Source organism: Mammaliicoccus sp. P-M58 (assembly GCF_022386165.1).
Classification (GTDB): Bacteria; Bacillota; Bacilli; order Staphylococcales; family Staphylococcaceae; genus Mammaliicoccus; species Mammaliicoccus sciuri.
This window is the reverse complement of the sequence record NZ_JAJNJI010000013.1, coordinates 80449-106296: the sequence shown is the minus strand read 5'-3', so window position 1 is coordinate 106296 and position 25848 is coordinate 80449. Positions and strand designations below refer to the sequence as shown.

Sequence of the window (25848 nt, the reverse complement as noted above, 5' to 3'; positions counted from 1 at the left end):
AAAAGATTTCGTAGTCCCGCCCCGGCAAGGATGACTAGAGTTGAAAAAGCTTGGTACAAGCGCATTTTCAATTCAGTCATCTACTGCCAAGATACTACAAGAGACTGAGACATTACATTATGTCCCAGCCTCTTTTTTGAAAAGAGAGAAAGAACGGTGATGTGTGAGTTAGGGACAGAATTCTGAGAAATGTCCGTAAGAGAGCGCCCGCCTAATTACCAGAATTCAGAATAATGATAGTTAGCGGATTCTAATTACCAGAATTCAGAATAATGGAAGTTACAGCATTCTAATTACCAGAATTCAGAATAATGACATTAAAAAGAGCGAATACCGGCTGAATGGTATTCGCTCTTTTATCATCATACTTATTTAATTAATTTCTACTGCATCATCGAGTGGTTTGAATGGATCTTCTTCGTTAATATAGTCATAGAACATGATGCCATTTAAATGATCGATTTCATGTTGCAATACGATTGCTGGATATCCTTTAAATCTTTTCTTAAATGGATTTCCTTCTATATCATATGCTTGAATCGTTACTTTATAATTACGATGTACGAGTCCTGGTTTTGATTCATCTACACTTAAGCATCCTTCGCCACCATTTAAATATGCTTTTTGTACACTATGGCTTACGATTTTAGGATTGATAAGTTGAAGTTCGATTTGGTTTCCTTTTCCGTCATCTTGAATATATACTGCTAACATTTTTTTAGAAACATTGATTTGTGGAGCGGCAAGGCCTACGCCAGAACGTAATTTGTATTTTTTAGCAAGTTCTTCATTTTGAGAATTCTTTAGGAATTCCATCATTTCATTTAATGTTTCTTTATCTTCAGTCGATACTGGTAATTCTACTTCTTCGGCTCTCTTTCTAAGTGTTTCGTGGCCGTCACGAATAATATTTTCCATCGTTATCATTTACATGCACCTTCCTCATATAAAATATTATCAAAAACTGGTCATTTTTACATCTATTATTAATTGTATAAATAAAAAAAACAGAGTAACATATTGATAGGATTAAAAGGAGGAATTACGAATGATTGGCAAGAAATTTGTGACATTAACATTAGCGACTTCATTAATTTTAACAGCATGTGGTCAATCTAAAGAATCACTTGAATCTTTTTATAACAAAGTTGAAAAAGCAAATAAAGAAGAAAAAGTTATTGTTGATTTAAATGAGAAAATGACTAAGGCAGAAAAAGACAAAGTTAAAAAAATCGAAGCATTAAATAAAGCTAAAAATGATGACTTTAAAACAAAAGCGCAAGAATTAACTGACGGCATTAAAGATAGAGAAGAAATCGTAAAAGATGAAACGTCAGCAATGAAGAAGTCTAAAGATATTTATGAAACGTCTAAAAAGGACTATAAAAATATAGAAGATGAAGAACAATTAAAAGAAGCTAAAGAATTAAAGAATGCATTAGACGAAAAGTATAAGTTACATAACGAAGTGATGGATGCATATAAAGAGGTATTAAAAACGGAAAAAGATTTATTTAGTTATTTATCAAAAGACAATGCTACGCAAAAAGGTGCAAATGATCGTTCTTCTAAATTGACAGAAATTAATAAAAAGACTGAAAAAGTTGTAACAGATTATCAAAATACTTTAAGAAAAGTCCAACAAGAAAAGAAAGATGTTTCAGCTATTTTAGATAAATAATTTGTATTAGTACAGCTAATATTATGTTTTAGTACAGTTGCATAAAAACCTTTAATTAGTGGGGTTTTTAAGATGTTAGTATTTTTTATTTAACAGTAAAACAGTTTTGTGTTAGAATGATTAAGAAATGATTATTTAATATAGGGAAAGGTATGGTGAATTGAATGGCTCCGAGAAAAAAAGCCCAATTCGATGCAGTAGCGACTTTAAATGAAATAGAGTCTAAGTTTGAAATGGTTCAAGTTTTAGATGAAGAAGGAAATGTCGTAAATAGTGACTTGTTACCCGACTTATCTGACGAAGAACTTGTTGAATTAATGGAAAGAATGGTATGGACTCGTGTTCTTGATCAACGTTCTATTTCATTAAATAGACAAGGACGTCTAGGTTTCTATGCACCAACAGCTGGACAAGAAGCTTCACAATTAGCTTCACATTATGCGTTAGAGAAAGAAGACTATGTATTACCTGGTTACCGTGATGTGCCACAATTAATTTGGCATGGTTTACCATTAACAAAAGCTTTCTTATTCTCACGTGGACACTTTATTGGAAATCAATTCCCAGAAGGTGTTAATGCTTTAAGTCCACAAATTATTATTGGTGCACAGTTTATCCAAACAGCTGGTGTAGCATTAGGTCTTAAAAAACGTGGTAAGAAAAATGTTGCAATTACTTACACTGGTGATGGCGGTTCTTCACAAGGTGACTTCTATGAAGGTATCAACTTTGCTTCTGCTTACAAAGCACCTGCAATTTTCGTTATCCAAAATAACAACTATGCGATTTCAACACCTCGTGACAAACAAACGGCTGCTAAAACTTTAGCTCAAAAATCAGTAGCAGTTGGTATTCCGGGTGTATTAGTAGATGGAATGGATGCATTAGCAGTATATGCAGTAACTAAACAAGCACGTGAACGTGCAGTAAATGGTGAAGGTCCATCGTTAATCGAAACATTAACTTACCGTTACGGTCCACATACAATGGCTGGTGACGATCCAACTCGTTATAGAACTTCTGATGAAGATTCTGATTGGGAAAAGAAAGATCCATTAGTACGTTTCAGAAAATATCTTGAAGCGAAAAACTTATGGTCTGAAGAAAAAGAAAACGAAGTAATGGAAAAAGCTAAAGAAGAAATTAAAACAGCTATCAAAGAGGCAGATAATACGCCTAAACAAAAAGTTACAGACTTAATGGAAAACATGTATGAAGAAATGCCTCACAATTTAGCTGAACAATATGAAATTTACAAAGAGAAGGAGTCGAAATAAGTCATGGCACAAATGACAATGATTCAAGCGATTAACAATGCGCTTCAAAACGAATTAAAAAGAGACGAAGATGTTCTATTATTCGGTGAAGACGTTGGTGTAAACGGCGGTGTATTCCGTGCAACAGAAGGTTTACAAAAAGAATTCGGTGAAGATCGTGTATTTGATACACCTCTAGCTGAATCAGGTATTGGTGGTCTAGCTTTAGGTTTAACGCTTGAAGGTTACCGTCCTGTCATGGAAATCCAATTCTTTGGTTTCGTATTTGAAGTTATGGACTCAATTGCTGGTCAAATAGCTCGTCACCGTTTCCGTTCAGGTAACTCAAAAGTGGCTCCAATCACAATCCGTGCGCCATTTGGTGGTGGTGTTCATACACCAGAATTACACGCAGACAACTTAGAAGGTTTAGTAGCACAATCTCCTGGTTTGAAAGTTGTTATTCCTTCAAACCCATACGATGCTAAAGGACTATTAATTTCTGCAATCCGCAGTAATGACCCAGTTGTTTATTTAGAACACATGAAGTTATACCGTTCATTCCGTGAAGAGGTACCTGAAGAAGAGTACGAAGTAGAAATCGGTAAAGCTAAAGTTAAACGTGAAGGTACAGATTTAACAATCATTACTTATGGTGCAATGGTTCAAGAATCATTAAAAGCTGCTGAAGATTTAGAAAAAGATGGTTATTCAGTTGAAGTTATTGACTTAATCACTGTTCAACCATTAGATGTTGAAACAATTGTTAAATCAGTAGAAAAAACAAACCGTGTAATCGTAGTTCAAGAAGCTCAAAAACAAGCAGGCGTTGGCGCAAGTGTTGTAGCTGAAATCTCTGAAAGAGCTGTTCTTTCATTAGAAGCTCCTATCGCACGTGTAGCAGCTGCTGACACTATTTATCCATTCACACAAGCAGAAGGTGTTTGGTTACCAAACAAAAAAGATATCGTAGCGCAAGCTAAAGAAACATTAGAGTTTTAATGCGCATTAAAATACGGATTTAATATTTAGGAGGAAAAAATCGTGTCATTCGAATTTAAATTACCAGATATCGGTGAAGGTATCCACGAAGGTGAAATTGTAAAATGGTTTGTTAAAGCAGGAGACGAAATTCAAGAAGACGATGTATTATGTGAAGTACAAAATGATAAATCTGTCGTTGAAATTCCATCACCTGTTGCAGGTAAAATTGAAGAAGTTATGGTTGAAGAAGGTACAGTATCTGTTGTTGGTGATACAATTGTTAAAATTGATGCACCAGACGCAGAAGGCTTACAATTCAAAGGTCATGACGACGATGAAGAAGAAACTAAAGAAGAAGCACCAGCTGAAGAAGCTAAAGAAGAAGCAACTACTGAAACTCAATCAGAAAATGTTGATGAGTCTAAACGTGTAATTGCTATGCCTTCAGTTCGTAAATTTGCTCGTGATAACGATGTAAATATTAAAGCTGTTTCAGGTTCAGGTAAAAATGGCCGTATCTTAAAAGAAGACGTTGAAGCATACTTAAATGGTGGTGCTACTTCAGAGCAACCAGCAAAAGAAGAAGCTCAAACTACATCTGAAGATACACAAGCAGTACAATCTCCACAAGTACCAGAAGGAGAATTCCCTGAAACTCGTGAGAAAATACCAGCTATGCGTAAGGCAATTGCTAAAGCAATGGTTAACTCTAAGCATACTGCACCTCACGTAACATTAATGGATGAAATTGATGTTCAAGAATTATGGGATCACCGTAAAAAATTCAAAGAAGTTGCTGCTGAGCAAGGTACTAAATTAACATTCTTACCATATGTTGTTAAAGCATTAGTATCTGCACTTAAGAAATACCCAGCATTAAATACTGAATTTGATGAAGAAAATGGTGAAATTGTTCATAAACATTACTATAATATAGGTATAGCTGCGGATACTGATCGTGGTTTATTAGTACCAGTAGTTAAAAATGCTGATCACAAATCAATGTTCGAAATTTCTGATGAAATTAACGAATTAGCTGTTAAAGCACGTGATGGTAAACTACAAGCTAACGAAATGAAAGGCGCAACATGTACGATAAGTAATATCGGTTCAGCAGGTGGACAATGGTTTACACCAGTAATCAACCATCCTGAAGTTGCTATTTTAGGTATCGGTCGTATTGCTCAAAAACCTATCGTTAAAGATGGAGAAATTATTGCTGCACCTGTTTTATCACTATCATTAAGTTTCGACCATAGACAAATTGATGGTGCTACTGGACAAAACGCAATGAACCATATTAAGAGATTATTAAATAATCCAGAATTATTATTAATGGAGGGGTAAAAATGGTAGTTGGAGATTTTCCTATTGAAACAGATACTATTGTAATTGGAGCAGGTCCTGGTGGATATGTTGCAGCAATTCGTGCAGCACAATTAGGACAAAAAGTAACAATCGTTGAAAAAGGCGAATTAGGTGGCGTATGTTTAAACGTTGGTTGTATCCCATCTAAAGCTTTATTATCAGCATCACACCGTTTCCACAATGCTCAACATTCAGAAGATATGGGTGTTGTAGCTGAGAAAGTAGCATTAAACTTCGAAAAAGTTCAAGAATTCAAAAATGGCGTTGTCAAAAAATTAACAGGCGGCGTAGCTGGATTAATGAAAGGTAACAAAATCGATGTTGTTAACGGAGAAGCATATTTTGTAGATGAAAATAACTTAAAAGTTATGACTGAAAAAGCATCTCAAACTTATACTTTCAAAAATGCTATTATCGCAACTGGTTCACGTCCAATCGAAATTCCTAATTTCAAATTTGGTAAACGTGTAATCGATTCTACAGGTGCATTAGCACTTCAAGAAGTTCCTAAAAAATTAGTAGTAGTAGGTGGCGGATACATTGGATCTGAGCTAGGTACTGCATATGCTAACTTTGGTTCTGAAGTAACAATTCTTGAAGGTGCTAAAGACATTTTAGGTGGATTTGAAAAGCAAATGACTCAAATCGTTAAAAAAGGTCTTAAAGCTAAAGGTGTAGAAATCGTTACAGAAGCAATGGCTAAATCAGCTGAAGAAACTGACAACGGCGTTAAAGTTACTTATGAAGCTGGCGGAGAAACAAAAGAAATCGATGCAGACTATGTATTAGTTACAGTAGGACGTCGACCAAATACTGATGAATTAGGTCTTGAAGAATTAGGTCTAAAAATGTCAGATCGTGGTTTAGTTGAAGTTGACGAACAAAGCCGTAGTTCAATCAGCAATATCTATGCAATCGGTGATATTGTTGCTGGACCTCCACTTGCTCATAAAGCAAGTTACGAAGCTAAAGTAGCTGCTGAAGCAATTTCTGGTGAAAAATCAGCTGTAGATTACTTAGGTATTCCAGCAGTATGTTTCACTGAACCAGAATTAGCAACAGTAGGTTACACTGAAGCTAGCGCTAAAGAAGAAGGTTTAGAAATTAAAGCTGCTAAGTTCCCATTTGCTGCAAATGGTCGTGCATTAGCATTAAATGAAACTGCTGGTTTCGTTAAACTTATCGCTTTAAAAGAAAATGGTCTTCTAATTGGTGCACAAGTTGCTGGTACAGGCGCATCAGATATCATTGCTGAATTAGGTTTAGCAATTGAAACAGGTATGACTGCTGAAGACGTATCATTAACAATTCATGCTCACCCAACATTAGGTGAAATTTCTATGGAAGCTGCAGAAGTAGCATTAGGAACACCTATCCATACAATGTAATCATAAAAATATAAGGCTGAGACATATTTATGTCCCAGCCTTTTTTTGTAAAGGAGTAGAAAATATGGAGTATAGTTATCCAATAGATGTGGATTGGTCGCAAGAAGAAATTCTTGAAGTGATGGCATTTTATAATCTTATAGAAGATGCATATGAAAGTGAAGCAAATGTAGAACAATTAGATAAAGCTTATAAAAACTTTAAGAAAATTATTCCTGGTAAATCTGATGAGAATAATTTTTATAAAGCTTTCAAAGATGAGAGTGGCTATGATGGCTATAAAGTTGTTAAAGCTTTAAAAGAGAATAAAGAAGCGACAACGATTTCGGTTAAATAATATTATAAAATCCCCCAAAAAAGTGTTGAACTATAAAATGATTTCTGTTATTTTATTAAAGGTACTAAACTTAATGTTTAGTAAAAGTAAACATCACACTTTCTTGGGGGATTTATGAATATAGGAGAAAAACTTAAAAATTTAAGGTATCAAAAGAACCTAACACAAGAAGAACTTGGAGAGCGTACAGATTTATCTAAAGGGTATATTTCTCAATTAGAAAGAAATTTATCTTCACCATCTATGGAAACTTTTTTGAATATTTTAGATGTATTAGGGGTTGAGCCTAGTGAGTTTTTTAATGAGAAATTGTATCAAGCCCGTATACATTATCCTGAACAAGAACACACGATATATGATGAATATGATTTAGGTTACAAAATCAAATGGCTCGTTCCAGATTCAAATGAATTTGAAATGGAACCTGTTATTATCACTTTAAAAAGTGGATCTAAATATAAAGCATTTAGCCCATCAAATTCTGAAACATTTGCATATGTAAAAAAAGGATTCATAACTTTAAATATAGGGAATCAAACATATACTGCTAAAAGTGGAGAATGTTTTTATTTTAAAGCACATGAAACGCATCAGTTTTTAAATCAATCTAACAAAGATGCTGAAGTATTAATTGTAGCTACAGAATCGTATTTATAGGAGGTAAGGTATGAAACAACCAATCATAAAGTTCGAAGGCATTTCAAAGAACTTTAACAACACTCAAGTATTAGATGATGTCAGTTTTGAAATTGAAGAAGGTAAATTTTATACATTATTAGGTCCATCAGGATGTGGTAAAACGACAATTTTAAAATTGATAGCAGGATTTGAAACACCAACAAAAGGTAATATTTTGTTTAATAATAAAATTATAAACAAAGTGCCAGCAAATAATAGGAAAGTTAATACAGTGTTCCAAGATTACGCGTTATTTCCTCATTTAAATGTATACGACAATGTAGCATTTGGACTAAAAATAAAAAAGTTAAATAAAAAAGATATTCAAACTAAAGTAAAAGAAGCATTAAAATTAGTGAAGCTTGAAGGATATGAACAACGTAAAATCACTGAAATGAGTGGTGGTCAAAAGCAACGTGTCGCAATTGCTAGAGCAATTGCGAATGAACCTGAAATTATCTTGCTTGATGAGCCGCTATCAGCTTTAGACTTAAAGTTAAGAACAGAAATGCAATATGAATTACGTGAATTGCAACAACGATTAGGTATTACGTTTATATTTGTCACACATGACCAAGAAGAAGCATTAGCAATGAGTGATTACATATTTGTTATGAAAGACGGAAAAATTCAACAAAGTGGTACACCTGTAGACATATATGACGAACCGGTCAATAAATTCGTAGCAGATTTCATTGGTGAATCTAATATTGTTACAGGTGTCATGAAACGTGATTATGTTGTTGAAATGTACGGAATTCCTTATGAATGTGTAGATGCTGGATTTGAGAAAGATGCTAAAGTTGACGTAGTGATTCGTCCAGAAGATATCACGATTAAATCGGAGAATGAAGGTCGTATCTCTGCAGTTGTAGATTCTCAATTATTTAGAGGTGTTCATTATGAAATCTGTTGTTATGATGCACAAGGTAATGAATGGATAATCCAAACGACGAAAAAAGCAACAATCGGTGAAACAGTAGGACTTGATTTTGATTCAGAAGCGATTCATATTATGTTGCCAGGTGAAACAGAAGAAGAATTTGATCGTCGAATTGAAAGCTATGAGGATGAGGAACATGCATAAAATAAAATCATTATTACTCGTACCTTACATGATATGGATAGTATTATTTATTATCGTTCCAATTGCTATGATTTTTTATGCATCATTACTTGATATTCATGGGCACTTTTCATTCGAGAATTACCAGAACTTTTTTACAAGTAGTTATTTAGAAATGACTTTAAGTTCAGCTTGGTATGCATTAATTATTACTTTCTTTTGTTTGCTAATCAGTTATCCATTAGCGTTAACACTTAGAAATGCTAAACATAAAGATATATTATTATTACTCGTTATCTTACCTACATGGATTAACTTGTTACTTAAGACGTATGCCTTTATTGGTATCCTCAGTCATGATGGTTTATTAAATAAAATTTTAAGCATATTTCACGTACCATCAACAGAATTATTATTTACAAGTTCAGCATTTATCATCGTTTCGGTTTATATTTATATTCCTTTTATGCTGTTACCAATCTTTAATTCAATGGATGAAATACCAGAGAATTTATTACAAGCTTCAAGAGACTTAGGTGCAAATAGTTTTACAACATTTAAAAATGTCATCGTGCCTTTAACATTAGAAGGCGTGAAAACGGGTATCCAAATTACATTTATACCGGCATTATCTTTATTTATGATTACGCGTTTAATCGCAGGTAATAAAGTTGTTAACTTAGGTACAGCTATACAAGAACAGTTTTTAGTTACACAAAATTATGGTATGGGTTCTACGATAGCAGTGTTCTTAATATTAGCTATGGCTCTGATACTCATTATTACGAAATCTAAATCAGAGAATAAGGAGGTATAGTATGAAATTAACAGGAAAACTTTATTTTACACTTATACTTATATTTCTATACTTACCTATCTTTTTCTTGATATTTTATTCATTTAATGGTGCGGGTAACATGACGCATTTTAAAGGATTTACATTTGATCATTATACATCGGTGTTTCAAAATAAGCGCTTGTTAGTGATTATCGTGAACACCATTGCGATCGCATTGTTGGCAGCAAGTATCTCTACTTTAATCGGCATATGTGGTGCAATAGGTATTTACTACTTAAGAAATAAAAAATTAAAAGTGGGATTACTAACGTTGAATAATATCTTAATGGTAAGTTCTGATGTTGTTATTGGTTCGTCATTTTTACTGTTATTTACAGTTATTGGTCATTATACAGGTATGGGACTCGGTTTCTGGTCAGTATTAATTTCTCATATAGCATTTTGTGTACCAATAGTAGTGCTTTTAGTGCTTCCTAAACTTTATGATATGAATACATCAATGATCGATGCAGCTAAAGATTTAGGTGCAACTTCATGGCAAACACTTATTAAAGTTGTGATACCTCATATTCTACCGGGTGCAATTGGTGGATTCTTTATGGCACTTACGTACTCGTTAGATGACTTTACAGTGAGCTTCTTTGTAACAGGTAGTGGCTTTAGCGTATTATCTGTTGAAGTATATTCTATGGCTAGAAAAGGTATTACGATGGAAATCAATGCGATTTCTACATTGCTATTTGCTTTAGTCATGATACTGATTTTAGGATATTATTTCTTAAAAAGAGGACAACAAAAAAGACTTGAAAAAAGAGGGGGCATTATAAGATGAAACAATTAATGCAGTTAGTCGGCATTTCAATTGTTGTAGGGGCATTGTTAATGCTATCTACTAAATTAATTGATCCGCCTCCTTCTAAAGGAAAAAAGAATGTCATTTATGTATATAACTGGGGAGAATATATTGACCCAGATTTGACGAAAAAATTTGAAAAACAAACAGGTATTAAAGTCGTGTACGAAACGTTTGATTCCAATGAAGCGATGATGGCTAAAATTAAAAACGGTGGCACAGCATATGATGTTGCTGTGCCGAGTGAGTATACTGTTGAAAAAATGAAAAAAGAAAAGTTATTAATACCGATTGATCATAAAAAAGTACCGAATTTAAAAAATATTGATAAAGATTTTATGAATTTACCATTTGATCCAGGTAATAAATACTCCGTACCTTATTTTTGGGGAACAGTGGGTATTTTGTATAATCCTGAAACAACAAAAGGTATCAATTTTAATACATGGAATAGTCTATGGGATAAACGTCTCAAAGATGATGTATTAATCGTTGATGGTTCAAGAGAAGGTATTGGATTTGCATTAAATAGCATGAATGAAAGTTTAAATGAAACGAATAAGCAAAAACTGAAAAAAGCGCAAGATAAATTAATTAAGTTATCACCTAATGTTCGAGGTGTTGTAGGTGATGAAATTAATACAATGATGGTTCAGAACGAATCAGATGTAGCCGTTGTTTGGAGTGGTATGGCAGCTGATATTATGACTGAAAATGATAAATTGGATTTTGTCGTACCTAAAGAAGGTTCAAACTTATGGTTTGATAATATCGTTATACCTAAGACAGCTCAAAATGTTGATGGCGCACATAAATTTATTAACTTCTTATTAGAAGAGAAGAATGGAAAACAAAATGCAGAATGGGTTGGATATGCAACACCAAATAAAGCTTCTTATAATCTTTTAGATAAGAGTGTTAGAGAAGACGAGCGTTTCTACCCTGATTCTTCAGTAAGAAATAAACTTGAAGTTTATGAAGATTTAGGAAAAGAAAATATTGGAGCGTATAATGAAGCCTTTTTAAAATTTAAAATGTCGCTTAATTAGTCAATATAAAGGGTCTTTGTGAGAAACAAAGTCCTTTTTTTGTTATAATTAAAACCAATTCATTATTAGGAGGTAAACATGATGAATTCATATGTAGAACATGTGAGACAACCAGTTGGTAGAGGTGTAGAAAAATTTCTCGGCTGGTTTGCTTGGATTATATTATTGGGCATAACAGTCTTATCTTTATTTGCTGCACTTGTCGTATTAAATAATCCAGAAAATATAAATAGGCTAGAAACTTTAATTAATAGACTAAATATTAATATTACGACTAATGGACAATTAATGTCTGCTAGTGAAGTAGCGCTCAATATTCAAAATGGTATTTGGTTATTTATAATTTACTTGATTATTGTTTTAATATTTTCATTTATTGGTTTAGTTTTAATGAGATGGAGAATATTTTCGGCTTTTGTATTTTTACTATTAGCAATTATTACAATTCCATTATTTATTGTGCTTGTACCATTATTTTTCTTTATTGTATGTATTTTATTATTCGTAAGAAAAGATAAAATATTACCAGTTCAAGGTATGGCACCACAACAACCTTATTATGAAAATCAACGAGAAAATATTCAACCACAGCCAAGAGAACGTCAACGAGTTGAACCTAAAAAGCAATATCGAGAAGAACATGTAGAAGAGTCATCACATGAGAAAGAACGTTCAGCACAAGTTGATTCAGTAGAACAAACTGAAACTACTCATAGTGAGGAAGTGCTTTCTCGTAGTAAAAAGCATCAAAATAAAAAACAACGAAATCAACAAGAAGAAACAAAGGTTGAAGACGTAGATGATGCAAATCAGTCAGATATTAATCTGCAAGAGGATATTGGTCAAAGACATGAAGATCCATACAATTATGAAACAACACAATCAGATGAGTATCAAGTTCAACCTGATAAACTGAAAAAAGAAAAGAAACCTAAAAAAGTAAAACCTAATGCAACGATTGAAAGAAGAAATAATTACGAAAAAAGAATGCAACAACAGAAAAAATATTTTGAAGAAAAAAATAAAGACGAACAAAATATAGATAAAAACGATAATAAACTTGATAAATAAAATTTAGATTGAGATAATAATAATTGACAAATTTTAGGAGGGTTAAAATGAAAAGAACAACAGAATATATATTACTTGTTATAGGTGCAGTATTTTCATTAATTGGAATTGTATTGGCATTTATAACAAAATCTGTTTCAAACACTGCTCAATTTAAGATGGAATTTGAGCAACAAATACAAAATAATCCAGAGTTACAAAATGGAATATCTTCGGATCAATTGTCATCTGTTATGAGTAGCTTTACAAATTATGCACTTATCGTTCTAATCATTAGTATTGTATTAGCGATAGTGGCATTAGTATTTGTTAAAAAACAGAGAATTTTATCTGGTATATCAGCTATACTTGGTGGTATTGTTTCAATACTTATCTTTAACATCATTTCATTCCTTGTATTAATTATTGCGGGTATTATGTTATTAGTGAGAAAAGAAAAAAATCATCAATTTGAAGATGTGAATTTCCAAAATGATCATAATCATTTAGACGATAACAATCATCAACAAAATCAGTTTAATTCAGAAGATAAAAAGAAAAAAGATGACGATCCATATATTTATTAATCAATATATAAGTAACAGCCCTTCAGTTCAATACTGAAGGGCTATTATTTTAAATATTAACTATAAAATTTCATTAATTCATCAAATGTTTCATCTAAAAATGCCGTAAATGATTTATCTGTTTTTAATACATCAGACTTAGGATCTAAAGTACGTGCTACGAAGAACTCAGCTTTTTTAATATCTTTAAGTCTTTTAATATGATGTTTCAAATCTTTTTTAGATAATGAATCAATAGGAGACTTATCAATATTATAATGATCGAAACATAATGAATAATCACTTGGCAAGTCTTCTAATAAGTTAAAGTTTTTATTTAAAAAGTCAGCCATTTGACCTTTGTTTTTATTTTCATGCATGACACCAAACATTATAAATAATTGTGATTCAAATAAGCCAATTTGAAAATGTGGTAACATTTTATATCCACGTTGATTAGTCGCAAAGGCAACCCATGTATCTTTAGGGGGATTAACAGTTCTTCTTGCATGTTTTGCAACATGGTAATGGAATGTATCTCCAGTTTGTTCAGTTAAATATTTTGTATATCTTTCACCTAAAGCATGTAATTGTGGTCTTACTTGTTCGTCTAGTGCTTGCATCCTATTTTCTAAACCTTCAACACTAAAAACTTTAAAATCTTTTTGTTTAAACGTATACTTAGTCATAGTTGTCCTCCTTATAACTGTGGTACTTAACAATATTTTATCATAAATTTTTTTGAATATATAAAGAACAATGCTAATATAAAAATAACATAGGAGGTTTTGTCATGGAGATATACAAATTTGCTTATCAAATAATGCAAGAAGCGGGTCAAATTATTCGTGATTCAATAGATGACGATATTCAAATTGAAACAAAGTCAAACCCTAATGATTTAGTAACAAATATAGATAAAGAAACAGAAGAAAGATTATTTAATCAAATTAAATCTACATATCCAGAACATCGCATTTTAGGAGAAGAAGGTCACGGCACGGATATTGATAATACAGAGGGCGTCCTATGGATTGTTGACCCAATAGATGGCACGCTAAACTTTGTACATCAACAAGAAAATTTCGCCATTTCAATCGGTATTTTTATTGATGGTGAAAAATATGCAGGATTTGTATATGATGTGATGAACGATAAAATGTATCACGCCATAGCTGGTAAAGGGGCATGGTTAAATAATGAACAACTTAAACCTTTAGAAGACACTGATTTGAAGACCAGTTTAATTTCAACAAATCCATTATGGTTAACAAAAGAAAAATTAGCTAAAATCTACATGCCAATTGTTGATCAAGCAAGAAGTACAAGAGCATACGGATCAGCAGCATTAGACTTTGCTAACGTTGCAAAAGGTAATACAAGTGCATATTTAACAATGCGATTACATCCATGGGACTTTGCAGGAGGCTTAATAATTGCTGAAGAAGTAGGCGCAGTTGTAACAAACCAATTAGGAGAACACTTAAATATATTAGAAGCGAATTCAATACTAATAGGCAATAAAAAAATTCACCAAGAACTATTGAATGAATACTTCTTACCATATAAGACAATGCTAGAACAAATTCATACAGAAAGATTTAAAGGAAAGTAGAAAGTGCGGCTTAAACATATGTTGTTTAAGCCTCTTTTTTATAGGGACAGAATTCCGAGAAATGTATCTAAGTGAGCAGTTTCTAACTACCAGAATTTAGAATAATGATAGTTAGCGGATTCTAATTACCAGAATTCAGAATAATGGAAGTTACAGCATTCTAACTACCACAATTCGGAAAAATGGAAGTTACAGCATTCTAACTACCACAATTCAGAATAATGATATCAAGATTCTAGAACATTCTGTCGCCTAACTATCAATACCATCTATGTTATACCTCTTAACAACTAAATTTAACACAACAAAAAAGCGTATCACGATAACGTTTCGTTAAGTGATATGCTTTTTAATTGATGTCGTATGATGTTTATAGCCAACCGTTTTCGCGGTATTTCTTTTTAAGTGTAAAACCAAATCCCATAGTTGCAACGATTAACAATACTGCTAATAACATAAACAACATAGAACCTTCTGCTAATGCAAAGCTAAACACTAAAAGGAGACATGTTACAATTAAAGCAAGTAGTACGAATATTGCTTTAGATTTCTTCATTTATATCCATCCTTTAACCGTTTTCATTATTTTATTATGCTTCACATTTAAAGAAAAATCAACCTGTTGATTTAAACGCTATCAAATAAAAAATATGGAAATTTGAGTAAATCTGTTCAATAATAGTTATTTTTCAAACGATTTATGTTATAATTATCAAGTTATAAATTTAAGTCGAATAAATGTCGATTAATTTAAATCGGAGAGGAAAATTTTTTGCATGACTAATTTAAGAGAAAATGTACGTAACATTGCGATTATTGCCCACGTTGACCACGGAAAAACAACTTTAGTAGATGAATTATTAAAGCAATCTGGTATTTTTCGTGAAAATGAACATATAGCAGAACGTGCAATGGATTCAAACGATCTTGAAAAAGAACGCGGTATTACGATATTAGCTAAAAATACGGCAATTGACTATAAAGATCACCGTATCAATATACTAGATACACCTGGACATGCTGACTTCGGAGGAGAAGTTGAGCGTATTATGAAAATGGTTGATGGTGTTGTATTAGTAGTAGATGCTTATGAAGGAACGATGCCACAAACACGTTTCGTACTTAAAAAAGCATTAGAACAAAATTTAAAACCAGTAGTAGTTGTTAATAAAATAGATAAACCTTCTGCAAGACCAGAACAAGTTGTAGATGAAGTATTAGATTTATTTATTGAATTAGATGCAAATGATGAGCAACTTGAATTCCCAGTTGTATATGCATCTGCATTAAGTGGTACTGCTAGTTTAGAGTCTGATAAACAAGACGAAAACATGCAATGTCTATATGAAACAATTTTAGAATATGTACCAGCACCTATTGATAATAGAGATGAGCCATTACAGTTCCAAGTTGCATTATTAGATTATAATGATTATGTTGGACGTATTGGTGTAGGGCGTGTATTCAGAGGGACAATTAAAGTTGGACAACAAGTATCATTAGTTAAGATTGATGGTACCGTTAAAAACTTTAGAGTTACAAAAATCTTTGGTTTCTTTGGTTTAAATCGTATAGAAATTGATGAAGCATACGCTGGTGACCTAATCGCTATTAGTGGTATGGAAGATATTAACGTAGGTGAAACAATTACACCTCAAGATCATGTTGAAGCTTTGCCAATTTTAAGAATTGATGAGCCAACATTAGAAATGACATTCTCAGTTAATAATTCTCCATTCGCTGGTAAAGAAGGTACTTACGTAACAGCTCGTAAGATTGAAGAAAGATTAGAAACACAATTAGAAACGGATGTATCTTTACGTGTAACACCTACCGATTCACCTGATGCATGGGTTGTAGCAGGACGTGGGGAGTTACATTTATCTATCCTAATTGAAAATATGAGACGTGAAGGTTATGAATTACAAGTTTCTAAACCTCAAGTTATTATCAAAGAAATAGATGGCGTTAAATCAGAGCCTTATGAACGTGTTCAAATTGATGTTCCTGATGAATATACAGGTGCAATTATTGAATCTTTAGGATCACGTAAAGGTGAAATGGTTGATATGCAATCTAACGAAAATGGACAAACTAAATTAATCTTTATCGTTCCAGCTCGTGGATTAATTGGTTACACTACTGAATTCATGTCAATGACTCGCGGTTATGGTATCATTAACCATACATTCGATTCTTACCGTCCAAGAATTAAAGGACGTATTGGTGGAAGAAGAAATGGTGTTCTTGTATCAATCGATAAAGGTGTAGCAAGTACTTATGCTATCTTGAACTTAGAAGATAGAGGTGTAAACTTCATGGAACCAGGTACTGAAGTTTATGAAGGTATGATTGTTGGTGAAAACACTCGTGAAAACGATCTAACAGTTAACATTACAAAAGTTAAAGCAGCTAACAACATCCGTTCAGCTACTAAAGAACAAACAACAACAATGAAAAAACCTAGAATTTTAACTCTTGAAGAAGCGTTAGAATACTTAAATGATGACGAATTAGTTGAAGTAACACCTGAATCAATTCGTTTAAGAAAGAAAATTTTAGATAAAGCAGAAAGAGAAAGAGCTCAGAAGAGACAAAAAATGGCTGAACAAGAAGAGGAGTGATATAGATGCTCTTAGTTGCTAAAAATGTAAGTGTCAATCCAACAGAAAGGCTTTCATTTTTTGGTAAGTTATTTAGAGTAGATGAGAACCCAGAGCTTGGTATGTGGCTTTTATTATTAACGATTTTTGTATTAAGTGCGATTGTTTATAATTTAGGGTTTGCAAGAAAACTAAAGTTTTGGCAAAACATTATTATCTATATATTACTGTTTTTAGGTTGTTTATTATTAACATTTCTAGCGGTATTCTTGCCAGTAGGAGAAAGTTTAATAATAGCAGCAATTGTTTTAGGTCTATATCGTTACAGACTTCATAAAGAACGAAGTAGCGGTAAACAACAATAAAAAAGGCGGCTCATGAGAGCCGCCTTTTTTATTTTATTCTGATTTAGGTTTATCAAGTCTTGCTTTACAATCATCGCACATAAACGTACGGATTGGGTGATTTCTTAATCTTTTTGCTTCTTTAGATTTAGAATCTAAATTAACGACAGAATCACAAATAATACATTTTACTTTCATAATCATGGTTAAACAACCTCTATATCAGAAACATAACTAAATTTATTTTGGTAACCATTTTCTTGATCATAAGTAAAAGCGTCGATTTTACCATCTTTATATATCATTTTTCCTTCTTTAGAGAATTGGAAAAATAAATATGGCCATTGTTCAATTGGAATCTCAATTGAATCTTGATCATTTTTTAAGACTACTTTTGTAGAGTTCTCATTTGGTTCTGCATTTTTGATAAAAGGCATCGCATTTATGACATAAGTATCTTTTAAAAATGAACGTCTTTTATAAGTTGTTTCACTATTTAATGTTGGAGGATTTGTAGCCCCTTCAAGGATTGCACGGTTCCATGCAACATTATTTTCAAATTCAATTGGCTTTTCGCCATTAAAGATACCTTGCTCTAAATCTTCAATTTTTACTTTGCGATCATCAAAAATCCATGTTGTTGCATCTAACGTAATATTAAACTTCGTATTTCCTTTAATTTGTATCAATTTTTTCACTCCTATCAATCTCACAATTCAATTTTAACATATTTGTAATTAATAACCTTCTGTTTTCGCTTGCAATTTTCAGATTTGTAGGCTAAAATTTTATAAGTATAGAAACTTAAAAAGATTAAGGGGGAGTATGTCATGCATTACGATTCAGAAATTTGTCAAAGGGCATATGACCAATTATATAACGATTCTGAAAAAATCCTTCAGTTAATAAAGGTACAAATGGACAACTTAACAATGCCACAATGTCCTTTATATGAGGAAGTTTTAGATACGCAAATGTTTGGTCTTCAAAAGGAAGTAGATTTTGCAGTACAAATTGGACTTGTTGATAGAGAAAAGGGTCAGACACTTATGGCAAGTTTAGAAAAGGAACTATCTAAATTGCATGATGCTTTCACAAATGCTTAAATTATACAAAGTCTAGAGAGGAGAAATCTTTCTTTAGACTTATTTTTTTAGAATTGGAATGAGTCGATGGAATATATTAAGAGGTTTTTCCAGTACATTAAGAATTACTCAAAATACATAGATTTTACATTGTTAATTACTTATATCATTTTATCATTCATTGGCTTAGTGATGGTATATAGTGCAAGTATGGTTGCTGCTACAAAAGGTACTTTAACAGGTGGTATTCCAGTATCGGGAACTTACTTTTTTGTGAGGCAGCTACTATATTGTATAGTTGGATTTTTTATTGTATTTTTTATGTCGTATTTTATGCACATCAACATTTTAAAGAATAAAAGAGTACAACAAATTGTCATATTCACAATATTTGGTTTGCTCGTGTTAACGTTACTTGTTGGTACGACGATTAATGGTGCAAAAAGTTGGATTAACTTAGGATTTATGAACTTACAAGCATCGGAAATATTGAAAGTTGCAATGATTTTATACTTATCTTTCATTATTGATAAAAGGCGAAATCGACTTAAACAATTTAAACTTGCACTGATGATGCCTTTATTCTTAATCGGTACTTGTATTGGATTAGTCTTATTACAAAATGATACAGGTCAAGCGTTAATATTATGTATGATCGTATTATGTATTTTCGCATATTCAGGTATTGGTATTAAAGCCATTATAAAATGGTCTGGACCAATATTTGCTGGTGTTGTATTACTGATTATCTTTAGTATAGTGTTTAAAGGTGGCATTCTGTCACAACACCAAGCAGACCGATTTCATGTACTTGAAAATCCTTTCAACTACGAAAGTGGTATTGGATATCACTTAGCTAATTCTTTATTAGCAATCGGTAATGGTGGACTCTTTGGTAAAGGGTTAGGTAATGGTATTATGAAATTAGGTTATTTACCTGAGCCGCATACAGACTTTATCTTTGCAGTTATTGCTGAAGAATTAGGCTTAGTTGGCGTGTTATTTATAATAGGATTACTTGGCTTCATTGTATATAAAGGTTTCTTATATGCAGCACTTACGGATTCATATTTCTTTAAATTAGTGTGTGTGGGTATTTCAAGCTATATTGGTATTCAAACTTTTGTAAACTTAGCTGGTATATCAGGAACAATACCTTTAACAGGTGTTCCATTGCCATTTATGACATTTGGTGGTTCCTCTATGTTAAGCTTAAGTATCGCAACAGGTATACTATTATTAACAGCTAAACAGATAAGAATTGAGAGTCGTCAAAGAGCGAGATAAATGCATAATTAATCAATCAAATTAATAAATTATATAAAAATTGCGGATTATAGTAGAATATAATCCGCAATTTTTATATAATGGACTAATATATTGTTTTTAGAAAATTCAAATACATTGAGGGGAGCCTCCAAATATGAGCAAAATAAACAAATTATTAGTAGCCAACCGAGGCGAAATTGCAATCAGAATTTTTAGAGCAGCTACAGAGTTAGATATTGAAACGGTAGCAATTTATTCTAATGAAGACTTAGGCGCATTGCATAGATATAAAGCAGATGAGTCTTATTTAGTAGATGAAAACCTTGGACCAACTGAAAGTTATTTAAATATAGAAGCAATTATAAAAGTTGCAAAAAAAGCAGGCGTCGATGCGATTCATCCGGGCTATGGCTTTTTAAGTGAAAATGAAACATTCGCTAAGAGATGTGCTGAAGAAGGCATTAAATTTATCGGACCAGAACTTAAACATTTAGACATGTTTGGGGATAAGGTAAAAGCAAGAGCGACAGCTATAGCTGCAGATGTTCCAGTTATTCCAGGAACTGATGGCGCGGTTGAATCATTTGAGGAAGTAGAAGCATTTACAAAAGAACACGGTTTCCCAGTTATCATCAAAGCTATTTCTGGTGGTGGTGGTAAAGGTATGCGTATTGTAAATAATGCGAGTGAATTAGAAGATGCATACCAAAGAGCTAAATCAGAAGCGGGAAAATCTTTTGGTAATAGTGAAGTTTATGTCGAAAAATACATAGATCAACCAAAACATATTGAAGTTCAAATCATAGGTGATGAGCATGGAAACTTAGTTCATTTATATGAAAGAGATTGCTCAGTACAACGTAGACATCAAAAAGTTGTAGAAGTTGCACCATCTGTTTCATTAGGTGATGAATTAAGACATCGTATTTGTAATGTTGCATTAGACTTAATGAAGAAAATTGGATATGTCAATGCAGGTACGGTTGAGTTCTTAGTATCTGGTGACGAATTCTACTTTATTGAAGTTAATCCACGTGTACAAGTTGAACATACAATTACTGAAATGGTAACAGGTATCGATATTGTTAAGACACAAATTCTAGTTGCAGAAGGTGAATCATTATTTGGTAACAAAATTGAAATGCCTCAACAAGAAGATATTACTACTTTAGGTTTTGCAATTCAAAGTCGTATCACAACTGAAGATCCTTTAAATGACTTCATGCCAGATACAGGTAAAATTATTGCTTACCGTTCAAGTGGTGGCTTTGGTGTAAGACTGGATGCTGGTGATGGATTCGAAGGTGCAGAAATTTCACCTTATTACGATTCATTATTAGTGAAAGTTTCAACACATGCTATGTCATTAAGACAAGCGACTGAAAAAATGTTGCGTTCGCTTAAAGAAATGAGAATAAGAGGTATTAAAACTAATATTCCATTCTTGTATAATGTGGTAAATCACGAGAAGTTCGCAAAGGGTACATATACAACTAAATTTTTAGAGAACAACCCAGAGCTTTTTGATATTACACCGACTAGAGATAGAGGAACAAAGACGTTACAATATATTGGGAATATTTCGGTAAATGGATTCCCTGGTGTTGAAAAACGAGAAAAACCACACTTTGAAAAGTTCAAATTAGAAGAAGTATCTAATGAAGAAATTGCATCATTATCAGGTACGAAACAAATTCTAGAACAACAAGGACCTGAAGGCGTAAGTAAATGGTTAAAAGAACAAGAAGAAGTACTATTGACGGATACAACGTTTAGAGATGCACATCAATCATTATTAGCTACTCGTATGAGAACATACGACATGTTACAAATCGCACCTGAAACAGCTAAATATTTAAATGACGCATTTTCTTTAGAAATGTGGGGTGGTGCAACATTTGATGTGGCATATAACTTCTTAAAAGAAAATCCATGGGAACGTTTAACACGCTTACGTAAAAAAATTCCAAATGTGTTATTCCAAATGTTATTAAGAGCATCAAATGCAGTTGGATATAAAAACTATCCTGATAATGTGATTGAAAAATTTGTTAAAGAAAGTGCTGAAGCTGGAATCGATGTGTTTAGAATATTCGATTCATTGAACTGGTTAGATCAAATGAAAGTCGCAAATGAAGCGGTACAAAAATCAGGTAAAATCTCTGAAGGTGCAATTTGCTATACAGGCGATATCTTAAATCCTGAAAGATCTAACGTATATACTTTAGAGTATTACATTAATCTAGCTAAAGAATTACAACGTGAAGGTGTACATATTCTTGGCATTAAAGATATGGCTGGTTTGTTAAAACCTAAAGCAGCTTATGAATTAATTAGTGAATTGAAGACACAAATTGATATTCCAATCCATTTACATACTCATGATACGAGTGGTAACGGATTACTTGTTTATCAAAGTGCGATTAGAGCAGGTGTCGATGTTATTGATACTGCAGTAGCAAGTATGAGTGGTACAACATCACAACCTTCAGCTAACTCTTTATACTATGCATTAAGTGGAAATGAAAGAGATGTTAGAACAAATATTGATGGTCTTGAAAGATTATCTCAATATTGGGATACAGTTAGAAACTATTATTCTGATTTTGAAAGTGATATTCGTTCTCCACATACTGAAATTTACCAACATGAGATGCCAGGTGGACAGTATTCTAACATAGGCCAACAAGCTAAAAGTTTAGGATTAGGTGGAAGGTTTAATGAAGTTAAAGACATGTATAAACGTGTTAACTTATTATTTGGTGATATCGTAAAAGTAACACCTTCTTCTAAAGTAGTTGGGGACATGGCATTATACATGGTTCAAAACGATTTAGATGAAGAAAGTGTCATTAAACGTGGACGTTCACTCGATTTCCCTGAATCAGTTGTCTCATTCTTTAAAGGTGAAATTGGCCAACCAGTAAATGGCTTTAATAAAGAATTACAAAAAGTCATCTTAAAAGGGCGACAACCAATTGAAAAACGACCAGGAGAATTATTAGAGCCTGTTGATTTTGATGCATTGCGTGAAGAACTACAAGCTAAACAACAAGAGGAAGTAACGGAACAAGACTTAATCAGTTATGCCATTTATCCTAAAGTTTACGAACAATATATTAAGACATATGAAAGTTTCGGAAACTTATCATTGTTAGATACACCTACATTCTTGTTCGGTATGAAGAAAAATGAAACGGTAGAAATTACAATTGATAAAGGTAAGATCTTAATCGTTAAATTACTTTCTATTGGTCATGTATATGAAGATGGACATCGTTGGGTATACTATGAGTTGAATGGTCAACCAAGAAAAGTATACGTTAAAGATGAACATGTTAAAGTATCTGAGGCAGTATTACAAAAAGCAGACTTAAGTAATGAATCTCATATTGGTGCACAAATGCCTGGTACAATTTCAGAAGTAAAAGTGAAACAAGGCGATGAAGTGAAACAAGGTGACGCACTTATCATTACTGAAGCAATGAAGATGGAAACAACAATACAAGCACCATTTGATGGAACGGTAAGCAATATTTACGTTTCAGCTGGTGACAGTATTCAAACACAAGATTTGATTATTACAATTGATAAAGCATAATAAAATAAAAGCCGCTGAAATCATCAAATGATTCCAGCGGCTTTTTGAATGTTAACTTCGACGTTTAGAACGTGATATTAGCATGATGAAGTAACATAACAATCCAAATAACATTGTTATAAATAATGCATGGAAGAGTGCGATAAATAAGTTAACACGTGTAATAACTGATAAAGCACCTGTCGTTACTTGTAAACAAACAAGTATAAAAGCTAATGTCCAACCGTATTTAATTACACGGTATTGTGTATAATTTTTGAAAGCATGAATGAAAATATATAATATCCAAATAAATATAATGAATGCTAAAGTTCTATGAGACATTTGAACCCATTCATAAAAGTTTTGAGGTAATCCGACTTCACCGTTTCTACATAATGGCCAACTTAAACATGCTAAACTTGCATCTGCATGTCTTACAAGTGCGCCTGAATAAATCACAAAATATATAAATAGTGTAACAGCATAAGTGTGGAACTTTAAGTGTTTATCTATTATTAAGCTTGTAGCTTCGAATTTTTGATCAACTTCATAAATAATTAATGTTAATAATAAAACTGATGCGAAGCTAATGAGTGATATTCCGAAATGTAGAGATAAAATAAAACTATTTTGTTGCCAAATTACAGCTGCTGCACCAATTAAAGCTTGAGCAAAGATAAATGCAATGCTTGTAATACAAAGTGGTTTAACTTCTCTAATATGACCAAGTTTGACCCAACTTATATAAGTAAGTAGGCAAACAAGAATAAGTGCTAATCCAGATACGCCTCTATGGGCTAATTCTATAATCGTTTCTACTGGCCAATCTGCAGGTATAACAGAGCCATGACATAATGGCCAAGAGTTTCCACAACCATCAGCAGACCCAGTCTTAGTAACTAAAGCGCCACCTAATTGGACAAAGAGCATCACAATTGTCGCTATAGTTGATAGCCATTTTAAAAATTTATCACTAAACAATTCGAACACCTCAAGTAAAATTAAAATTGATATTTATAGTACTATAAAATGAGTTTTATTCTAAAATAAACCTTATTTATATGTCAAAATATGATAGAATTTAAGAGAACAACGTATTAACAATTATTCTTACTTTAATACGATTCTAATTTAAACACTAATATCTATAGTATAACAATGAATGTGCATTGTAAATGTTACACAATAATGACTTTTTATGCGAACAAAGGATAAGTAATAAAATGTCAAAATTTTGTTTCAAAAATGTATAGATTATGTGACAATTTTCATATATCATTGAGTTATATGTGAAAGATAATGGAAGGAGGGACAAAATTGCAACAAAATCAATATAGTGTGACTTCTGAGAAAGAAATAGAAACTGGACGTCTCACTTTGTATGAAATTAAAGCCATCATTAAAATGGGTCTTGTTCAAGGAAATCTGATCCCAACATTTGCGGGTGCGTGGCTTGCAATAGTATTTGGTGGATTTAACTTCTTCCACAGTTTACCGGTTGTTCTATTAATGATGGTAGGATCAACCCTTATTATGGGCGGAGCATGTGCTATAAACAATTATTACGACCAAGATATCGATTCTATCATGCCTTCTAAACAAAAGAGACCTACAGTAAATGGACGTATTAGTAATCGCCACTTAATTCAATTAAGTTTCGGATTAATGGTTGTGGGTGAAATTTTATTATTCATGATAAATATTCCAACTGGCATAATTGGATTACTTGGTATATTTGGATATGTTGTGCTTTACTCAATATGGTCAAAAAGACATACTGTTTGGAATACAGTTGTAGGAAGTTTTCCAGGTGCAATACCGCCGTTAATTGGTTGGGCGAGTATTGATCCATCATTAAGCCCATTAGCATGGACACTATTCTTAGTGTTATTTGCATGGCAACCTGCTCATTTTTATGCTTTAGCTTATCGTCGTAAAGATGAATATACCTTAGCTAATATACCAATGTTACCGTCAGTCAAAAGCTTTAATAGAACGCGTTTAAGTATGCTGTTTTGGGTAGTTCTTTTATTACCGATACCGTTCTTAATGACACAACTTGGTACAGTGTTCGTTGTTATTGCAACACTACTCAATTTAGCATGGATGTTATTAGCTTTATATGGATTTAAAAAAGAAATAAACAAATCAAAATGGGCTACGAGTATGTTTGTTTTTTCTTTAAATTATCTTGTTATTTTCTTTGTCATGACAGTTATCGTAACTGTTATACAATTAATATAATTAATTATGAATGAATGCATGAAAGAGGGG

At 32.5% G+C, this 25848-nt stretch carries 26 protein-coding genes; 20 read left to right on the top strand and 6 right to left on the bottom strand.

What is annotated here, in order from left to right; translation table 11 throughout:
• Window positions 1–372: 372 nt before the first annotated feature.
• A complete protein-coding gene (gene def / locus LQ694_RS13515; protein WP_049319348.1) occupies window positions 373–927 on the bottom strand; it encodes a peptide deformylase in 555 nt (184 codons plus the stop codon).
• Between the two features lie 121 nt (window positions 928–1048).
• Here def and LQ694_RS13510 point away from each other — a divergent pair, with 121 nt between their 5' ends.
• From LQ694_RS13510 to LQ694_RS13450, 13 genes are all read left to right on the top strand, one after another.
• A complete protein-coding gene (locus LQ694_RS13510) occupies window positions 1049–1681 on the top strand; it encodes a YkyA family protein (RefSeq protein WP_058611434.1) in 633 nt (210 codons plus the stop codon).
• A gap of 164 nt (window positions 1682–1845) precedes the next feature.
• Window positions 1846–2958, top strand: coding sequence for a pyruvate dehydrogenase (acetyl-transferring) E1 component subunit alpha (gene pdhA / locus LQ694_RS13505; protein WP_048542229.1), 1113 nt, complete (start codon window positions 1846–1848; stop codon window positions 2956–2958).
• A gap of 3 nt (window positions 2959–2961) precedes the next feature.
• A complete protein-coding gene (locus LQ694_RS13500; protein WP_048542233.1) occupies window positions 2962–3939 on the top strand; it encodes an alpha-ketoacid dehydrogenase subunit beta in 978 nt (325 codons plus the stop codon).
• A 42-nt stretch (window positions 3940–3981) separates the two neighbouring features.
• Complete coding sequence (locus tag LQ694_RS13495) at window positions 3982–5268, top strand: dihydrolipoamide acetyltransferase family protein (RefSeq protein WP_049319345.1); 1287 nt, start codon at window positions 3982–3984, stop codon at window positions 5266–5268.
• A 2-nt stretch (window positions 5269–5270) separates the two neighbouring features.
• A complete protein-coding gene (gene lpdA / locus LQ694_RS13490) occupies window positions 5271–6677 on the top strand; it encodes a dihydrolipoyl dehydrogenase (RefSeq protein WP_049319344.1) in 1407 nt (468 codons plus the stop codon).
• Between the two features lie 64 nt (window positions 6678–6741).
• A complete protein-coding gene (locus LQ694_RS13485) occupies window positions 6742–7014 on the top strand; it encodes a UPF0223 family protein (protein ID WP_058611432.1) in 273 nt (90 codons plus the stop codon).
• Between the two features lie 114 nt (window positions 7015–7128).
• Window positions 7129–7671 (top strand): helix-turn-helix domain-containing protein, encoded by a 543-nt coding sequence (locus LQ694_RS13480; protein WP_048542242.1) that lies wholly within the window; start codon window positions 7129–7131, stop codon window positions 7669–7671.
• 10 nt (window positions 7672–7681) lie between these two features.
• A complete protein-coding gene (locus LQ694_RS13475) occupies window positions 7682–8779 on the top strand; it encodes an ABC transporter ATP-binding protein (protein ID WP_025905170.1) in 1098 nt (365 codons plus the stop codon).
• Entirely contained in the window at window positions 8772–9575 is an 804-nt protein-coding gene (locus tag LQ694_RS13470) for an ABC transporter permease (protein ID WP_144412558.1), read from the top strand. The genes LQ694_RS13475 and LQ694_RS13470 overlap by 8 nt, the downstream gene beginning before the upstream one ends.
• Before the next feature lies 1 nt (window position 9576).
• Window positions 9577–10389 (top strand): ABC transporter permease, encoded by an 813-nt coding sequence (locus LQ694_RS13465; protein WP_049319340.1) that lies wholly within the window; start codon window positions 9577–9579, stop codon window positions 10387–10389.
• Complete coding sequence (locus tag LQ694_RS13460; RefSeq protein WP_048542251.1) at window positions 10386–11459, top strand: ABC transporter substrate-binding protein; 1074 nt, start codon at window positions 10386–10388, stop codon at window positions 11457–11459. The genes LQ694_RS13465 and LQ694_RS13460 overlap by 4 nt, the downstream gene beginning before the upstream one ends.
• Before the next feature lie 81 nt (window positions 11460–11540).
• Window positions 11541–12530, top strand: a complete 990-nt coding sequence (locus LQ694_RS13455; protein ID WP_196968167.1) for a DUF4064 domain-containing protein — start codon at window positions 11541–11543, stop codon at window positions 12528–12530.
• 47 nt (window positions 12531–12577) lie between these two features.
• A complete protein-coding gene (locus tag LQ694_RS13450) occupies window positions 12578–13096 on the top strand; it encodes a DUF4064 domain-containing protein (RefSeq protein ID WP_218696716.1) in 519 nt (172 codons plus the stop codon).
• A gap of 56 nt (window positions 13097–13152) precedes the next feature.
• Here LQ694_RS13450 and LQ694_RS13445 read toward each other — a convergent pair whose 3' ends face one another.
• A complete protein-coding gene (locus LQ694_RS13445; RefSeq protein ID WP_096791286.1) occupies window positions 13153–13764 on the bottom strand; it encodes a YktB family protein in 612 nt (203 codons plus the stop codon).
• Window positions 13765–13868: 104 nt separating this feature from the next.
• Between LQ694_RS13445 and LQ694_RS13440 the strand changes: the two genes are divergently transcribed.
• Window positions 13869–14690, top strand: coding sequence for an inositol monophosphatase family protein (locus LQ694_RS13440; RefSeq protein ID WP_049319336.1), 822 nt, complete (start codon window positions 13869–13871; stop codon window positions 14688–14690).
• Between the two features lie 370 nt (window positions 14691–15060).
• Here the strand turns inward: LQ694_RS13440 and LQ694_RS13435 are convergent, their stop codons facing one another.
• A complete protein-coding gene (locus LQ694_RS13435) occupies window positions 15061–15246 on the bottom strand; it encodes a DUF5325 family protein (protein ID WP_048542258.1) in 186 nt (61 codons plus the stop codon).
• Between the two features lie 220 nt (window positions 15247–15466).
• Between LQ694_RS13435 and typA the strand changes: the two genes are divergently transcribed.
• On the top strand, window positions 15467–17314 hold the full coding sequence (gene typA, locus LQ694_RS13430; RefSeq protein ID WP_048542260.1) for a translational GTPase TypA: 1848 nt from the start codon (window positions 15467–15469) through the stop codon (window positions 17312–17314).
• Between the two features lie 5 nt (window positions 17315–17319).
• Window positions 17320–17658 carry a YlaH-like family protein gene (locus tag LQ694_RS13425; protein ID WP_037587446.1) on the top strand — a complete coding sequence of 113 codons (339 nt, stop codon included), beginning with the start codon at window positions 17320–17322 and terminating at the stop codon, window positions 17656–17658.
• A gap of 33 nt (window positions 17659–17691) precedes the next feature.
• Here the strand turns inward: LQ694_RS13425 and LQ694_RS13420 are convergent, their stop codons facing one another.
• Together LQ694_RS13420 and LQ694_RS13415 are read right to left on the bottom strand one after the other, a co-directional pair.
• A complete protein-coding gene (locus LQ694_RS13420; protein WP_075578086.1) occupies window positions 17692–17838 on the bottom strand; it encodes a DUF2197 domain-containing protein in 147 nt (48 codons plus the stop codon).
• A gap of 5 nt (window positions 17839–17843) precedes the next feature.
• Window positions 17844–18326, bottom strand: coding sequence for a hypothetical protein (locus tag LQ694_RS13415; protein WP_196968168.1), 483 nt, complete (start codon window positions 18324–18326; stop codon window positions 17844–17846).
• A gap of 141 nt (window positions 18327–18467) precedes the next feature.
• Here LQ694_RS13415 and LQ694_RS13410 point away from each other — a divergent pair, with 141 nt between their 5' ends.
• The 3 genes from LQ694_RS13410 (at window position 18468) to LQ694_RS13400 (ending at window position 23592) form a co-directional block, all read left to right on the top strand.
• A complete protein-coding gene (locus LQ694_RS13410; protein WP_025904660.1) occupies window positions 18468–18743 on the top strand; it encodes an Fpa/YlaN family protein in 276 nt (91 codons plus the stop codon).
• Window positions 18744–18809: 66 nt separating this feature from the next.
• Window positions 18810–20009: an FtsW/RodA/SpoVE family cell cycle protein gene (locus LQ694_RS13405; protein ID WP_049319334.1), complete on the top strand. Its 1200-nt coding sequence runs from the start codon at window positions 18810–18812 to the stop codon at window positions 20007–20009.
• 136 nt (window positions 20010–20145) lie between these two features.
• Entirely contained in the window at window positions 20146–23592 is a 3447-nt protein-coding gene (locus LQ694_RS13400) for a pyruvate carboxylase (RefSeq protein ID WP_239772095.1), read from the top strand.
• A 51-nt stretch (window positions 23593–23643) separates the two neighbouring features.
• Here the strand turns inward: LQ694_RS13400 and LQ694_RS13395 are convergent, their stop codons facing one another.
• On the bottom strand, window positions 23644–24555 hold the full coding sequence (locus LQ694_RS13395) for a COX15/CtaA family protein (protein ID WP_049319332.1): 912 nt from the start codon (window positions 24553–24555) through the stop codon (window positions 23644–23646).
• Between the two features lie 357 nt (window positions 24556–24912).
• On the opposite strand from LQ694_RS13395, the gene cyoE reads away from it, so the two are divergent.
• The gene (cyoE, locus tag LQ694_RS13390) at window positions 24913–25818 is read left to right on the top strand and encodes a heme o synthase (protein ID WP_049319430.1); all 906 of its coding nucleotides are present in this window, start codon (window positions 24913–24915) and stop codon (window positions 25816–25818) included.
• The last annotated feature ends 30 nt before the right edge of the window (window positions 25819–25848 follow it).